At 39.2% G+C, this 14,756-nt stretch carries 13 protein-coding genes; 11 read left to right on the top strand and 2 right to left on the bottom strand.

Annotated features, from left to right (window positions below; translation table 11 throughout):
* From MHB42_RS10945 to MHB42_RS10905, 9 genes are all read left to right on the top strand, one after another.
* Window positions 1-873: a metal ABC transporter permease gene (locus tag MHB42_RS10945; protein ID WP_340806135.1), complete on the top strand. Its 873-nt coding sequence runs from the start codon at window positions 1-3 to the stop codon at window positions 871-873.
* Window positions 870-1,739 (top strand): metal ABC transporter permease, encoded by an 870-nt coding sequence (locus tag MHB42_RS10940; RefSeq protein ID WP_340806133.1) that lies wholly within the window; start codon window positions 870-872, stop codon window positions 1,737-1,739. Before MHB42_RS10945 ends, MHB42_RS10940 begins: the two co-directional genes overlap by 4 nt.
* Window positions 1,740-2,078: 339 nt before the next feature.
* On the top strand, window positions 2,079-2,762 hold the full coding sequence (locus MHB42_RS10935; protein WP_340806132.1) for an ABC transporter ATP-binding protein: 684 nt from the start codon (window positions 2,079-2,081) through the stop codon (window positions 2,760-2,762).
* Window positions 2,759-5,200 carry a hypothetical protein gene (locus MHB42_RS10930; RefSeq protein WP_340806130.1) on the top strand — a complete coding sequence of 814 codons (2,442 nt, stop codon included), beginning with the start codon at window positions 2,759-2,761 and terminating at the stop codon, window positions 5,198-5,200. The genes MHB42_RS10935 and MHB42_RS10930 overlap by 4 nt, the downstream gene beginning before the upstream one ends.
* Window positions 5,201-5,577: 377 nt before the next feature.
* Complete coding sequence (locus MHB42_RS10925) at window positions 5,578-6,846, top strand: MFS transporter (RefSeq protein WP_340806129.1); 1,269 nt, start codon at window positions 5,578-5,580, stop codon at window positions 6,844-6,846.
* A 110-nt stretch (window positions 6,847-6,956) separates the two neighbouring features.
* Window positions 6,957-7,772, top strand: coding sequence for a lipid II flippase Amj family protein (locus MHB42_RS10920; RefSeq protein ID WP_340806127.1), 816 nt, complete (start codon window positions 6,957-6,959; stop codon window positions 7,770-7,772).
* A gap of 32 nt (window positions 7,773-7,804) precedes the next feature.
* A complete protein-coding gene (locus MHB42_RS10915; RefSeq protein ID WP_340806125.1) occupies window positions 7,805-8,113 on the top strand; it encodes an antibiotic biosynthesis monooxygenase family protein in 309 nt (102 codons plus the stop codon).
* A 91-nt stretch (window positions 8,114-8,204) separates the two neighbouring features.
* Window positions 8,205-9,311, top strand: coding sequence for a PA2928 family protein (locus MHB42_RS10910; RefSeq protein WP_340806124.1), 1,107 nt, complete (start codon window positions 8,205-8,207; stop codon window positions 9,309-9,311).
* 109 nt (window positions 9,312-9,420) lie between these two features.
* Window positions 9,421-9,621 carry a hypothetical protein gene (locus MHB42_RS10905; RefSeq protein WP_340806122.1) on the top strand — a complete coding sequence of 67 codons (201 nt, stop codon included), beginning with the start codon at window positions 9,421-9,423 and terminating at the stop codon, window positions 9,619-9,621.
* Between the two features lie 46 nt (window positions 9,622-9,667).
* On the opposite strand, the gene MHB42_RS10900 is transcribed toward MHB42_RS10905, so the two are convergent.
* Together MHB42_RS10900 and fdhF are read right to left on the bottom strand one after the other, a co-directional pair.
* On the bottom strand, window positions 9,668-10,147 hold the full coding sequence (locus MHB42_RS10900; RefSeq protein ID WP_340806121.1) for a DUF1641 domain-containing protein: 480 nt from the start codon (window positions 10,145-10,147) through the stop codon (window positions 9,668-9,670).
* A 4-nt stretch (window positions 10,148-10,151) separates the two neighbouring features.
* The gene (gene fdhF, locus MHB42_RS10895; protein ID WP_340806119.1) at window positions 10,152-13,088 is read right to left on the bottom strand and encodes a formate dehydrogenase subunit alpha; all 2,937 of its coding nucleotides are present in this window, start codon (window positions 13,086-13,088) and stop codon (window positions 10,152-10,154) included.
* Window positions 13,089-13,586: 498 nt separating this feature from the next.
* On the opposite strand from fdhF, the gene MHB42_RS10890 reads away from it, so the two are divergent.
* Both MHB42_RS10890 and fdhD read left to right on the top strand, forming a co-directional pair.
* Window positions 13,587-13,934 (top strand): DUF2294 domain-containing protein, encoded by a 348-nt coding sequence (locus tag MHB42_RS10890; RefSeq protein ID WP_340806117.1) that lies wholly within the window; start codon window positions 13,587-13,589, stop codon window positions 13,932-13,934.
* Between the two features lie 12 nt (window positions 13,935-13,946).
* On the top strand, window positions 13,947-14,744 hold the full coding sequence (gene fdhD, locus MHB42_RS10885) for a formate dehydrogenase accessory sulfurtransferase FdhD (RefSeq protein WP_340806116.1): 798 nt from the start codon (window positions 13,947-13,949) through the stop codon (window positions 14,742-14,744).
* Window positions 14,745-14,756 lie beyond the last annotated feature (12 nt).

Genomic DNA, 14,756 nt, shown 5'->3' with positions numbered 1-14,756 from the left:
ATGTTAAGTGGTAACTTATTATGGGTACTAAGCGGAACGATGTTACTTGGCATTGCGGCTGGCATCACAGGTACTTTTTCCTTCTTACAAAAGCAAAGTCTAGTTGGTGATGCTGCGGCACATGCAGCATTGCCAGGCATTGCACTAGCATTCCTGCTAACAGGTCAAAAGGAATTACCGATTCTAATGCTTGGAGCGGGCATTACCTCTGCCTTATCCGTTTATTGCATACAATGGATTGTATCGTTTTCAAAATTAAAAGCAGATGCAGCCATTGGGTTGGTGCTTACGGTATTCTTTGGTATTGGCATTGTTTTTTTAACGGTTGTCAATCGTAGTCCGCTTGGCAATCAAAGCGGGCTTAATAGCTTTATTTTTGGTAAAGCGGCAACCATAACAAAGGCAGATTTATTATGGCTGTTTATTAGTGCAATCATTATTATTGTGGTAAGTCTTCTATTCTATAAAGAATGGAAACTGCTTATTTTTGACCCTGTTTATGCAAAAGGCATCGGTTTACCGATTGAGGCTTTAAAGGCAACGTTAACCGTGCTAATTGTCATGACGATTGTTACGGGTATTCAAGCTGTAGGTGTCATTTTAATGTCTGCGCTATTAATTATCCCTACGGCTAGTGCGAGGCTATGGACCAATAAATTAAGCTCAATGCTAATCCTTAGTGCCGCTATTGGCGGGATTGCTGGGATGGCAGGAACCTTTATTAGCGCGATCAGAACAGGCTTATCGACAGGACCGATTATTGTATTGGTGGCAGCGGGGATATTTTTTATTTCTTATTTTATTAGTCCTACAGGCCAAATTCGTAAATATTATCGAAAAAGACAGTTTCGAAAGCAGGGTGATGTAGGATGATTGAATTTTGGGTAATTGTTACAGGACTATTAGTAGGCATGACATGTGGGATTGCAGGTGTCTTTTTAATATTGCGGAAAATGTCTATGATTGCGGATGCCATTAGCCATACAGTATTATTTGGTATTGTGATGGCCTATATCCTTACGCAAACGCTTAATGGCTTTTGGATGCTTGTTGGAGCCGCATTCGCAGGTATTTTAACGGCTTACCTTGTACAATTATTACATTCCTCTGGTATTCAGGAGGATGCTGCAATTGGGGTAGTCTTTACATCGTTATTTGCTGCGGGTGTCCTGCTTATTACACTATTTGCGGGGAATGTGCATTTAGATGTTGAGCATGTTTTAATGGGAGAGATTGCCTTTGTGCCATGGAATCAATGGTCATTGCTTGGTATCTCAATGCCGAAAGCGGTCTGGATGCTATTATTCGTGCTAATGATTAATGTGACATTCCTTGTATTGTTCTTTAAGGAAATGAAGCTGACAACCTTTGATCCTGTGTATGCCGCGTCCATTGGTCTGCCGATTGTCTTTCTTCATTATGCCTTTATGACATCGATTTCCTTTACAACCGTTGCGGCATTTGATAGTGTAGGCGCTATTTTGGTGGTTGCCATGTTAATCGGTCCAGCTGCAACGTCCTATTTAATGAGTAAAACGATTAAGCAGATGTTTGTCTATAGCATGTTGTTTGGTGCGTTGGCAGCTATTATTGGCTATTATTTAGCGAAGCTCTGGGATACATCGATTGCAGGGATGATGGCAACAACGGTAGGGCTGTTGTTTATGATTGTCTTTATCGGTCAAAAAATAATTGAGCGTAGAAGAAAGTTTCTTGTCCATAAATTCGAAATAGAATGAGTAAAAGACATCGTTTGATAAATTCAGACGATGTTTTTTATTTTAATACTTTCTATCATTTGTACAGCTAAATGTGCATAGTTTCCTGCTCTGTCAACAGAGAATTGCTACTGAGAGTGATAAATAATTTGGCAAATAAATGTTGCTATTAGTGTACTTAATATGAGCCCTCCTTAATTAACCTCTAATAAATATTGGTTTTTATTATTTATTAAAATGGTTTATACTAGAAAATATAGAATATTAATCATATTTTAAAAGAAGAAATAATCATGATAGTATCCACTTGCTTTTTTAGCAACTATAGAATTATGAATAAAACAAGTTAGGGGAAAATATATGATAGAGATTAACCATTTAAAGAAAACCTATTCCACTATTTCCTCTGAAAAGTTCAGAGTATTCAATGATATATCCTTGATGATTCCTGATGGGCAGTGGTGTTCGATTATTGGTCCATCTGGTAGTGGGAAAACAACTTTTTTAAATTGCGTGGCTGGTTTAATGCACCCTGATGAAGGTGAGGTTCTTTATGAAAAGATCAGCATATATAATATGAAAGAAAAAGAGAGAAATGATTACCGAAGATTTCACATAGGCTTTGTTTTTCAGGATTTCAAGCTGCTACCGCATTATTCTGTGTTAGATAATGTGATACTTCCTCTGTATTATGATAAGCCAAAAAGAGAGCTATACAGTAGGGCAAGAACTCTCTTAACGCAAGTCGGTATTTCAGAAAATTTATTTAATAGATTACCAGAGGGCTTATCGGGTGGAGAAAAGCAAAGGGTCGCCATCGCACGTGCCTTAATGGCTAACCCAAAAGTATTAATTTGTGATGAGCCAACAGGTAGTTTAGATGTAGCAAATCGGAATAAGGTGTTGGAAATATTTTTACAATTAAAGCAAAAGGGCTTGACCATTTTATTAGTAACGCATGATGAGGAAGTAGCAGGGCGAGGCGATGTCACGTATAGACTAAACGATGGACAATTGGAGGAAGTCGGGGGAAATAAACGATGATACATTTTGCGTGGAATCGTATAAAAAATAGAAAATTTGCCTCGATCACAATTATTTTAGCATTTTTGGCTGTATTTCTTTTAATACCTATAGGACTTGACAACACTAAGGAAACAAAATTAGCTGTTCAAAGTTCGATTGCTGACCATGGAAGAGGGTCCTATGATTTGTTAGTACGTCCTAAGAATTCTAGAACGGCTGTAGAAAAGAAGGCTGGGATCGTTGAAGAGAATTATATAGGAGATGGCCAAGGTGGAATTTCAATTGAAGAATGGCAAAATTTAAAAGCGAACCCTGCAATCGAAGTAGCAGCACCTGTTGCCTCGATTGGCTATTTCACGGGTAAGCAATTATCCGTTGAGCTGCCACAGCTAGAGCAATCTACAAGGTTTACATGGGAGTTTTATACAACAGATGGCTATAAGGATTATATGTTAAGCCCTCCTCGAAGCTTTATTTATTTTAAAGAATCTCAGCCTGGCAATGTCCAATACTTAAAAAATTTAACTTTAGGAGAATCAGCCTCAGGAGCTACAATGGAAATTATGCTGCCAACAGCGTACCATTTACTAGCTGCCATCGATATTGAAAGTGAAGAAAAGCTAACAAATATTAATTTTTCCCAATTAAAAAATGACATAGATCCGTTGGAGCTACAAGCCATTCAGGGCACTTTTGGGAATGTTCCTATTATAAAAGTAATACAAAGGGAGGATATACAAGTTCCATTAACGTTGAAGCTTAAAGCTGAGGTATTGGAGCTTGACATTGAGGAGTATCGTCAAAAATTAGGCTTATCACAGCAGGATTGGCTTATGGCCTCTGAAGAATCCGCTAAGCAACAAGTTATAGCGGAGCTCAATCAAAAAGAAGCCGTTACAGCCATTGAACGTGAAATTGATTTATCTTCTTTTCAAAGACCATTTGACGGTACTCCTGTGAAAATAAACGATCAATTGAAAGCTGAAAAAGCGGATAATTTCGTGGCAAGTAGAGGAGAAACACCTGTGTTCTTTACCGCCCAAAAGCTAGACTATGACCTTTCAGACGAAGTTTTCAAAATCAATATTGTTGAAGAGGGAAGTCCTCCATCCTACAAAAAAATAGAGCACAAGGGAAGAAGCTTATATGAGTCCCAGGAGATACCTTATCTACTGGAGCAGGTAGGCACATTTTTGCCTACAAAAACGGAATCTAATCAACTTTCCTCAAGTCCTTTAGGCATCTACTCTACAGCTAGCATTCAAACGATACAAGGACATATATTGAAGCCTACGACTATTCCGGGCAGCTTTATTCCACAGCCTGCAGGTGCGTTAATATCGCTAGAGTCGGCTGAAATGATAAAGGGACCAAAGCCTATCGATGCGATTAGAATAAGAGTGGCAGGCATTCAAGCATACAACGATGAGGCACAAGCAAAAATTGAAAAAGTAGCCATCGACTTACTTCAATTAGGCTATGAAGTGGATATTGTAGCTGGCTCTTCTTTTGTGAATCAAACATTAGATGTTGAAGGAATTGGACAGGTAGTAGCTCCTTGGACTACATTAGGTGTAGCACAAGAGCTGGAGGAAAATTGGAATCACTTAACCTTTATGACAACAGTATTATTTATTGCTTTTGCCTTTGTCTGGTTTGTAGCACGGCTCTTATTTGAGAAGAACCTACTAAAAAATGAGGATGAGTTATTGCGTATAGTGGGCTGGCAGCGTAAACAGATTATTCAAAGAAACTATATTGAACAGTATACTTTACTATTTGTTGCTTATATTCTCAGCCTTCTATTAATGCCATTTCTGTCCTTAAAGACAAGTGCCTATTGGCTGGCAACAATTATTTTTGTCATCTTTATAGGAATGCTTAGCTTTGTTTTTGCCATCAATAAACAGGAAAAGAAAAGGCTTATTGCTTATAAAAGAGCATATTCATTTCTTTATTATTGGAAAATTCTTATGCCTACAATGATCGTTTTATATATGTCTTCGATACTTTTAATTATTCAAACTGCAAGCATTGGAACTACGATCATCAATGCCCAACAATCCTCGTTAGGACAATTTACTGTAGATGCAACATTATGGTTTCAACTAGCTATTTTACTCTCGACTTTTATTTTATCGATTTTAGGGCTAAGTGAATGTTTACATGCTTTATTTCAAACGAGGCGCACAGAGCTTGAAATGTATCATACTATTGGCTGGACAAGAGCTAAAATTGTGATGCATTTATGTAAGGAGGTATTTTTATGGACAGGGATAACCATTATTGCAGGAGCTATAACAGGCTTCATAGTCCTTACGATAATGAAATTTCCAGGAGTTTGGATTGTTGGAAGTATCCTAACAGCATTGTTCCTACTAAGTATTGTTGTTGGAGGCTTAACAATATTCAAAACATTTCTTTCACCGCAAGGGATGATAAGTAAGGGGAAATAATAAAATTAGCTATCTCTACGCACAAGGATTTTGTAGAGATAGCTTTTCTATTTACTAGGGAGCTTTAATATCTAACTAAAAAACGCTTTAAAATTGTCAGACAAAAAATGTTGTGTTATCTCGATAGGCAACAGATTTTGTGTTTTTCTTTTGGGTGTTAGTAGAATATAATCGAAATGGAAAGGTTCTGGACGAATCTAATTACATCATCATCTCCGAGAAGCTTCCACTTCAGACATAGCTAAATGGTGAGTAGCTCATAAGCATGAGGCATGAATGTTTTTTGATAAGAGAAAGGTGTAAGAGATTGGGAGCAATAGCTAAAAACAAATAATAGCTAATAAAAAATATGACGATGGCGGAAAGAAGGAGAACAAATGCTTGACAAAGCACAAGTTTCGGTAGAATTGTATATGGATTCACCAGAAAAACTAAAAAGCTTATATAAACGTGTATTATTTGTTGTTAGTTTATCCCAAATTTTTGGTGGAGCAGGGCTTGCAGCAGGGGTTACAGTGGGCGCGCTTTTGGCTCAGCAAATGCTGGGCACAGATGCCTATGCAGGTGTACCATCTGCTTTATTTACATTAGGGTCAGCAGTAGCAGCCTTTGCTGTAGGAAAGCTGTCCCAGCGTTATGGTCGTCGCTTAGGCTTATCAACAGGCTTTGTTGTCGGCGGGCTAGGGGCAGCTGGCGTTGTGATGGCAGCTTTATTGAATCATGTACCGTTATTATTTGCTGCTCTATTAATCTATGGTGCTGGTACGGCAACCAATTTACAGGCGCGCTATGCGGGTACAGATTTAGCCAATAGCAAGCAGAGAGCAACAGCTATTAGTACAACCATGTTGATGACAACATTTGGTGCTGTTTTAGGTCCCAATCTTGTAGACCTTATGGGAAAAGTGGCACTATCTATTGGCATTCCAGCGCTGGCAGGGCCTTTTCTATTATCGGCTGTAGCTTTTATTGTTGCGGGCTTAGTGCTTTTTATCATGCTGCGCCCTGATCCTTTAGAAATTGCTAAGGCGATTGAAGCCCATAAGCAAAAAAATCAAGAACATCAAGCACAAACCCTACCTATATCCAGCAATAAAAGAGGCCTAGCTGTGGGAGCAACAGTGATGGTTTTAACGCAAATGGTAATGGTTGCGATTATGACCATGACACCTGTACATATGAAGCATCATGGGCATGGTTTAGCAGAAGTAGGTGTGGTTATAGGCTTTCATGTCGGTGCTATGTATTTGCCATCGCTTGTAACAGGTATTCTAGTAGATAAAATAGGGCGAACAGCGATGAGTATTGCTTCAGGTATTACATTATTATTAGCTGGTCTATTGGCTGCATTTGCACCAAGCGATTCGATGATTTTACTGATTGTCGCACTGTCCTTGCTTGGATTAGGCTGGAATTTTGGTTTAATTAGTGGTACAGCACAAATCGTTGATGCTACAGAGCCCTCCACACGTGCAAAAACACAGGGCAAAATGGATGTCTTTGTTGCGCTGGCAGGTGCATCTGGTGGTGCACTATCAGGTATGGTGGTGGCGAATTCAAGCTATGCAGCATTGTCCTTGGCAGGAGGACTTTTATCATTATTATTGATTCCTGTTGTGATTTGGTCAAGAAAGGCAGCTTCATAATCGTAAAAAAACTTACCCTTGTTATTGGGTAAGTTTTTTAATTGGAACTATTTTGCAGGGCAAGCGTCACAATGTAAAAATCGTTAGAAAGCAAAGAGCAGGGATAACATATGGATTTAATAACAGACAAATTAATAATGATTGCCTTATTTATTTTAATGATTCATGCAATTGAAACGCTTGCTTATGCAGTACGTTTATCAGGAGCGCGTGTTAGATTACTAGCCTCTGCGTTAGCTCTTTTTAATGTAATGGTCATGGTTTCAAGGCTGGCGAATATGATGCAGCAGCCATTTACAGGGAGCTTAGTCGATACAGCGCCTACTGATCATGCTCTGACATATGTAGAACACCAGTTTCGACTAATTATTGGAGCGGCATCCATTGGCACACTGCTAGGCACATTATTGATTCCAACCTTTGTCGCTATTTTTTCAAGAGCAATTATTCATCTAGCTGAGGAGCGAGGCTCCATTCCAGCATTATTGAAAAAGGGCTTTACTTTTGACTATATAAGACGAGGTATAAAGCATATTCATAGACCAAGCTTTAGCTATGTAAAAGGCATTCGTCTACGGGATATACCGATTAAATTATTTATCATCAATATTGTCATTACAGCTATTTATACCATTGGCGTTTTATCTGCGCTCTATGCGGCTTTATTAGTACCAGAACTGAAAACCACAGCTGTTATGGCATCTGGGTTAATTAATGGTATAGCAACGATTCTTCTAATAGTATTTATTGATCCTAAAATTTCCATTCTTGCTGATGATGTTATCAATCATAAGGGAAGCTACCTTGATTTAAAAAGAGTTTCTGTTATGATGATGTTTTCCAGATTGCTAGGAACGATTGTGGCACAGCTATTATTGCTGCCAGGTGCACATTATGTTGCATGGTTTGCCAAGTTTATTGCTTAATAGGGAATACGATAATGGAGGAGAAGAATGAAATGAAAACATATTATGCTGTTATTTTTACATCGCAAAGAACGGAGCAGGACGAAGAGGGCTATGACAAAATGGCTGAAAAAATAGATGTCTTAGCACAGCAGCAGCCCGGATTTTTGCGCGTTGAAAGTGTAAGAAATGAGGAGGGGCAAGGCATTACGGTGTCTTATTGGTCATCACTAGAGGCTATTCAAGCATGGAAGGAGCATGCAAAGCATTTAACAGCGCAACAATTGGGTAAAGATAAATGGTATAGGGCATACAATGTGGAAATTTGCCAAATTATTAAAGATTATGCTTTTGTAAAATAGCCAATAACAGGAGACCGCAACGTTAGCTAACGGTCAGCATTTGGAATGCTCGTATACTATCCTTTATACTAAGAGAGTAGGAGGTGGGGCAATGGAGCAATTTCTACAACGCTATATGTATTCATGGCGTTTTAATGGTTGGTTTTTCCATGATATTACGCTAGGAATTGTACTTGGTATCGGATTTTTAGCGCTAGTGCTGCTAATCATCAATCGTACTCGTTTGAAGGTAATACTGATTGTTATGCTTATCTGGTTAGGGGCTAGTAATTTTGCAATGCTTATTTTTGGCTTGGCAGGGCGGGGCTTTTCGATTCAAGCAGAATCAGCTATTTATACGAATGAAGAGCAGGACATCGCTATTCAAATGGTGCGAGGGCTTGAAAATAATGGAACTGTGCGTGGCATGACACAAATGATTTCGCATTACTTAATTGTTGGAGTTGATGTGCAAACAGGCGAAAAGCAGTGGACAAAGTCAGCTTCATATAAGGAAAAGCTTGTTGGCAACTTTATGGATGGCTTGCTTGTTCATCATCGTGATGGTGAATTTGGACAATTATCGCTCTTAGATATTGAAACAGGAAAAGAGCTACTATCTGAAAAGGAATTTCGACAACAGCATAAACCACTTATTGATATTTTAAGCAATGGTGCACATGAGTTGCTTGCTGTGCAAAATAACTTATATGTGGAGGGTGTTGATGGTAAGTTTTATCGCTATGATGGTAAAAATTTAAACGAAGACCCACAGGCAGAGCAATATTTGACAACACGTTTCTCTATTGAAGCAACTATACCTGACTATTTTGCTAACCATCAGCAGCCTTTAACGGACGATGAAGAAATTCGCAAGTTTAGTAGTATGCTATTAGAGGAGCCTGCTATACAAGCCTATCAAAATTTAAACCCAAAAGTAATTGATGTTGATATAGAAGCACAAACAGCGCTTGTTTCCTATCAACAAACAAAGCGTGAAAGCGCAGATCATATGCTAGTGCTATATGATTTGAACAAGCATCAAATTGCTTGGGACATCAATATAGGTATGGTGGATTCATATCAGAAGCAGCCTAGTGTTCGTATAGTAGATGATGCTTATATTGTACAAACAGGAGATCACCTGCTGATCGTCGATAAAGATACAAGAAACATTCGTGCAACCTATCATTTACGCTGGAATCGACCTATTTCGTGACAGAAAGGGGTGACTCATTATCGATGAACAATTAGTAGACTGGATTACACGCTTTCAAAGAGATAAAGATATCGAAGCACTGGCAAATTTAAAAGCGTATTGCTATCAGATGATTGAGCCTTTAATCGAGGAATTTACAGACAAATATGGTGATGAGGCTGGTGCATTATTACGTTTAAAATGGGATAAGCGATTTTATTTTATTTTTACAAAATACCAACTGCATGTTGGGCTACCATTAGAAATATTTGTTCAAAATACCTACCGTTTTTATTTTATGCAAGTATTGAAGAAAGCAGGCTATCAGTAAGAAAAATCCGCGTAGTATGTATCAGCATACTCGCGGATGTTATCATTTATTCTTTTAAGCCTCTGCCAAGTCCCTTTAAGAAGTGTACACCAAAATTAAGGGCACGATTGACGTCTGGATCATTGAGCATTTTCATCAGCTTAAAGGCGCTCACTTTGTCATCGCTGTTAAGAGCTTTATTGGCTTCATCTACACCAGCATTTAACCCTTCAACAAGCTTTGCGGTTGTTTCGGGATTTAGCTCAGTTAATGCACCAGCGACGCCCATTAAATTATTAATCATATTGGTCACGGGCTTGCGCGTTAGTTGCTCAAGGGCAATATGGGCAACTTCCTCTTTTGCTTCTAGTAGCTTCATCGCTGCCTCTAATGCACCAATATCATTTAACTCTGTCATAATACTAAAAACCTGATTAACGGCATCTTCATTTTCTGCCAGTAGTTGCTGTAGATTGGCTAATTTTTGTTCTTTTAGTTGCTCTTCTGTTAATTGCTGTTTTTTTATTTTTGTAATGGGTGTAGCCATGCTCTCACTCTCTTTCATGAATGGTTGTTAAGTGAACGTAGCCAGGACGATTCCATTTTCGTTGTACCTCCACACCATTTTGTGGATGACGCTTTTTATAGCGCGGATTTGTGCGAGGCAGTGGTGTTTTTCCTTTTGGCTTTAACACCTCTACACGTACTTTTGTTTGCTTATAGGCAGGTGTATCTGTATTAATATCTGCTGCTGGACCTGTTAAAAAGTTAATCGCTGACTCCTTGTTTACAGAGTTCATAGGTAAGAATAGCTCATTTCCTTGTACACGGTCAGTCACAAGAGCATTCAGTTTTAATGCGCCATATGGAGATACTAGGCGTAATAGGGCTCCGTCCTCGATGCCGCGCTCTTTTGCCAATTCAGGTGATACTTCAACGAAAATTTCAGGTACTTTTGCTTGAATTCCTGTTGATTTATTCGTTAGATTGCCTTCATGGAAATGCTCAAGCATACGACCATTATTAATGTGGCAATCATACTGTGCTTCATAATCAACAGGTTGCACCCAATCATTTAAAGCAAAGCGTGCTTTTTTATCAGGGAAGTTAAAGCCGTCTTTATATAATAAAGGTGTATCTGTGCCATCATGACTGCCCCAACAGAAGCTGCCCCAGCCCTCTAAAACATCATAGCTTGCTTGTGAGAACAGCGGGGAAAGGCTAGCCATTTCATCAAAAATCTCACTTGGATGGCTATAATTCCAATCTGCCCCTAAGCGGCGTGCCACTGCCTGAAGGATTTCCCAGTCAGCCTTTGATTCACCAAGTGTCGGTAAAACTTGATAAAGGCGTTGCACACGGCGTTCTGTATTGGTAAATGTTCCTTCTTTTTCAAGCGATGGCGCAGCAGGTAAAATAACATCTGCATATTGTGCTGTACGTGATAGGAAGCAATCTTGTACAACAAAAAAGTCTAGCTGTGATAGCACTTCATCTATATGATTGGCATTACAGTCAACAAGCGCCATATCTTCACCCACTAAATACATTGCCTTCATTTTACCTTCCATAATTGCATCAAGCATTTGCCCGTTTTTACGACCTGGCTGTGCTGGGATTTTAGCACCATAGGCTTTTTCAAATTTAGCACGTGCTGCATCATCTGTCACTTGTTGATAGCCTGGCAATAGATTTGGTAATGTACCCATATCACATGCACCTTGGACATTATTATGACCGCGTAGCGGATAGGCCCCTGCACCAGGACGACGATAGTTGCCTGTTGTGAGCAGCAGGTTTGAAATGGCAGCAGATGTATATGAGCCACCTGTATTTTGAGTGACACCCATGCCCCATAGCACACATGTACCATCTGCATCACGAATCATTTCCGCTACTTGAATCAATGTTTCTTGGGCAATGCCTGTTTGCTGCTCAGCATATGCTAATGTATATTTTTCAAGCACCTGTTTAAATTCATCATAGAAATTTACATTTTCCTGAATAAAGGCTTCGTCATGCCAGCCTTGGTCAATTATATATTTAGTAACAGCCATTAGCCAAACTTGGTCAGTTCCTTGCTTTGGACGCATGAAAATATCTGAACGCTCCGCCATTTCATGCTTACGAATATCCGCAACAATTAATTTTTGACCATGAAGCTTATGGGCACGTTTGACACGCGTTGCTAAAACAGGATGACCTTCCGCAGGATTTGCCCCAACAATAATCACAAGCCCAGCCTTAGCAATATCTTTAATGGTTCCAGCGTCACCACCCATACCAACTGTACGCAGTAGCCCGTCTGTAGCTGGTGACTGGCAATAACGAGAGCAATTATCGACATCATTTGTGCCAAATAATTGACGTGCCATTTTTTGAATTAAGTAATTTTCCTCATTCGTAATTTTGGAGGAAGAGATAAAGCCGACAGAGCCAGGACCGTATTGCTGCTGAATACCACCAAGCTTTGTCGCAATTAAATCGAGTGCCTCCTCCCATGAAGCCTCTACAAACTCATTATTTTTACGAATTAATGGTTTTGTAATACGCTCCTCTGAGTTGACAAAGTCCCAGCCAAATTTTCCTTTGACACAAGTAGAAATCGCGTTTACCGGCCCCTCAGAAGGCTGTACTTTTAAAATTTTGCGATCCTTTGTCCATACTTCAAATGAACAGCCGACACCACAAAACGTACAGACTGTTTTCGTTTTGCGTGTACGTTTGCTGCGCATTGCCGCTTCGATTTCAGATACTGCAAAAATACCGCTATAGCCTGGCTCAACTTCTTTAATCAAATGAATCATTGGGTCTAGCATATCCTGCTTAAGCCCAGTCATAAAGCCAGCCTCTCCAAGCATGGATTTTTCCATTAAGGCATTGCATGGACAAACCGTTACGCATTGCCCACAGCTTACACAGGACGAATCATTAATGGCAACGCCAGTGTCCCAAATAACGCGAGGTCTTTCTGCCTCCCAATCTAAAGACAGTGTTTCATTTACCTGTAAATTTTGGCAAACCTCTACACATTGCCCACAGGCAATACATTGATTAGGGTCATAGCGATAAAATGGATGTGACATATCCACCTCATTCGGCTCAACTTTTGGCTTGTATGGATATTTTTGATGCTCGATTTCCATTAATTCGGCTGTGTTGTGTAATGTACAATTGCCATTATTATTATCACAAACCGTGCAGTAGAGCAGGTGATTTTCAAGTAAGCGATCCATCGCTTCTGTTTGTGCAGCCTTTGCCTTTTCTGAATTGAGTAATACGTCCATGCCGTCAACGATTTTCGTTGAGCAGGAGCGCACTAGCTTGCCCTCTACCTCCACAATACATGTATCACACGTTTCGATAGGATCAACCGCTGGAACATGACAAATTTGAGGATGGGCAATGTCATGCTGATTAATGGTATCAAGGATTGTAGCGCCTTCTTTTGCATCATACGGTACGCCATTAATAGTAATTTGAGTCAAGGTACTTCCTCCTTTGCATAGTAAGACGACTAGAACAATATGTTATAGCTTCAAAGAAAAAGGGAATAACATATCGAGTGAATAATTGTATAAAATGGTTGTCTTGTTATTATTGTAATTCCCCAATAATCTTGAAGCTACACCTAAATTGCTAGATTGTAGCAAGTTGTTCAATGTCTGCATAAAAAAATCCACCATGAAAAAACACGTCTTGGACATGTTTATGCTTCATGGTGGATAAAATTCTTAACAGGTCTTGCTAAAAATTCAATCTACTTTTTTACGTTGTGTAACAATAGAATTCAACCATTCAAATAGCTCAATTCCATGACTGTTCCTCACCATTATAGTCCTTTTTCGTTAAATGAACAATATGGATGACCTAAAAATATTTTCCCTTTTATTTTTTGGCAAGTTACTATATCATTAACAAACTGTAAGGGTGACCCTGATAGAAACGGCATCCAAAAGTCTTAGAACGATGGAGGAAGCATTGCCATGTCTAAAAAGGTACATGAATTTAACGATATCATTCGAAAGTTACGTAAAGAAATATTTGGTAAGGGGCCAGAGCGCATTCATACCGTTTTTGTGGACAATATGGCTGTGTCCACTTTATATGGGAATCTCACACCAACAGAAAAATTTATTGCAAGTACACCTGAAGGGCTACAAATGGTGCGTACTGCTCGTACAAGTATGATTCAGGATTTATATACACAATCACCGCCTGAAGGGATGGAGGAATTAATGGGTAGTAAATTACTCCACCTCTTTTCAGATATTAAAATTGAAGAGGATTTTGCTATCTCTGTCTTTGTTTTTGACAAGAACATTAGTGAGTAAGGAGGATGCCATATGGAGCGAGCCATCACAAGAAAAATTTTACGTGTGGACAATCAGCAAGTAAACATAATCGATGATCTTATTGTGTCAGAATACGCTGTAACGGTGAAAATTAACCAGCAGGAATTTGTCACAATGGTTTGCACGCCTGAATATGTGGAGGATATGGTCATCGGCTATCTAGCCTCTGAGCGTGTGATTCGTAGCTATGAGGATATTGAGGAAATTTGGCATCAAGAACAAGAGGGCTTTGTGCATATTCGCACAAAGCATGTCAATCCTTACTATCAGCAAACACAAAATAAACGCTATATTACATCTTGCTGTGGCATGAGTCGACAGGGCTTTGTATTTACAAATGATGCATTAGTCGCGAAAAAAATGGACGATATTCATGTGCAAATTACGCCTGATGATTGCTTTCGCTTAATGAAGGCGATGCAGGATGGTGCCAATATTTTCAAACAAACGGGTGGTGTGCATAATGCAGCATTATGTGATGTTAATGGCATTGTGTTAAGCCGTATGGATATTGGCCGTCATAATGCTTTAGATAAAATATATGGTTATTGTCTGCGTCATAATATTAGCATCCAAGATAAAATTATTGTTTTTAGTGGGCGAATATCGTCAGAGATTTTACTGAAAGTATCCAAAATTGGCTGTGAAATTGTGCTATCAAAATCAGCACCAACAGCATTAGCCTTACAATTGGCAGAGCAGCTAGGGATTACAACGGTAGGCTTTATTCGTCACAACACATTGAATATTTATACACATGAACAACGCATTTTATTACCCAATAAATGAGCCATTGAAAGA

Origin of the sequence: Lysinibacillus sp. FSL K6-0232 (assembly GCF_038008325.1) — a bacterium.
In the GTDB taxonomy this organism is placed as follows: Bacteria; Bacillota; Bacilli; order Bacillales_A; family Planococcaceae; genus Lysinibacillus.
This window is presented reverse-complemented; position numbering and strand designations above follow the sequence as displayed.

Bases quoted from the DNA above. Each gene is read 5' to 3' on its own strand.
- fdhD (WP_340806116.1), top strand. From the start codon at position 13,947: ATGGAGCGAGCCATCACAAGAAAAATTTTACGTGTGGACAATCAGCAA.
- MHB42_RS10930 (WP_340806130.1), top strand. From the start codon at position 2,759: ATGATACATTTTGCGTGGAATCGTATAAAAAATAGAAAATTTGCCTCG.
- MHB42_RS10890 (WP_340806117.1), top strand. From the start codon at position 13,587: ATGTCTAAAAAGGTACATGAATTTAACGATATCATTCGAAAGTTACGT.
- MHB42_RS10905 (WP_340806122.1), top strand. From the start codon at position 9,421: ATGATTGAGCCTTTAATCGAGGAATTTACAGACAAATATGGTGATGAG.
- MHB42_RS10900 (WP_340806121.1), bottom strand. From the start codon at position 10,147: ATGGCTACACCCATTACAAAAATAAAAAAACAGCAATTAACAGAAGAG.
- MHB42_RS10915 (WP_340806125.1), top strand. From the start codon at position 7,805: ATGAAAACATATTATGCTGTTATTTTTACATCGCAAAGAACGGAGCAG.
- MHB42_RS10920 (WP_340806127.1), top strand. From the start codon at position 6,957: ATGGATTTAATAACAGACAAATTAATAATGATTGCCTTATTTATTTTA.
- MHB42_RS10940 (WP_340806133.1), top strand. From the start codon at position 870: ATGATTGAATTTTGGGTAATTGTTACAGGACTATTAGTAGGCATGACA.
- MHB42_RS10925 (WP_340806129.1), top strand. From the start codon at position 5,578: ATGCTTGACAAAGCACAAGTTTCGGTAGAATTGTATATGGATTCACCA.
- MHB42_RS10945 (WP_340806135.1), top strand. From the start codon at position 1: ATGTTAAGTGGTAACTTATTATGGGTACTAAGCGGAACGATGTTACTT.
- MHB42_RS10935 (WP_340806132.1), top strand. From the start codon at position 2,079: ATGATAGAGATTAACCATTTAAAGAAAACCTATTCCACTATTTCCTCT.
- MHB42_RS10910 (WP_340806124.1), top strand. From the start codon at position 8,205: ATGGAGCAATTTCTACAACGCTATATGTATTCATGGCGTTTTAATGGT.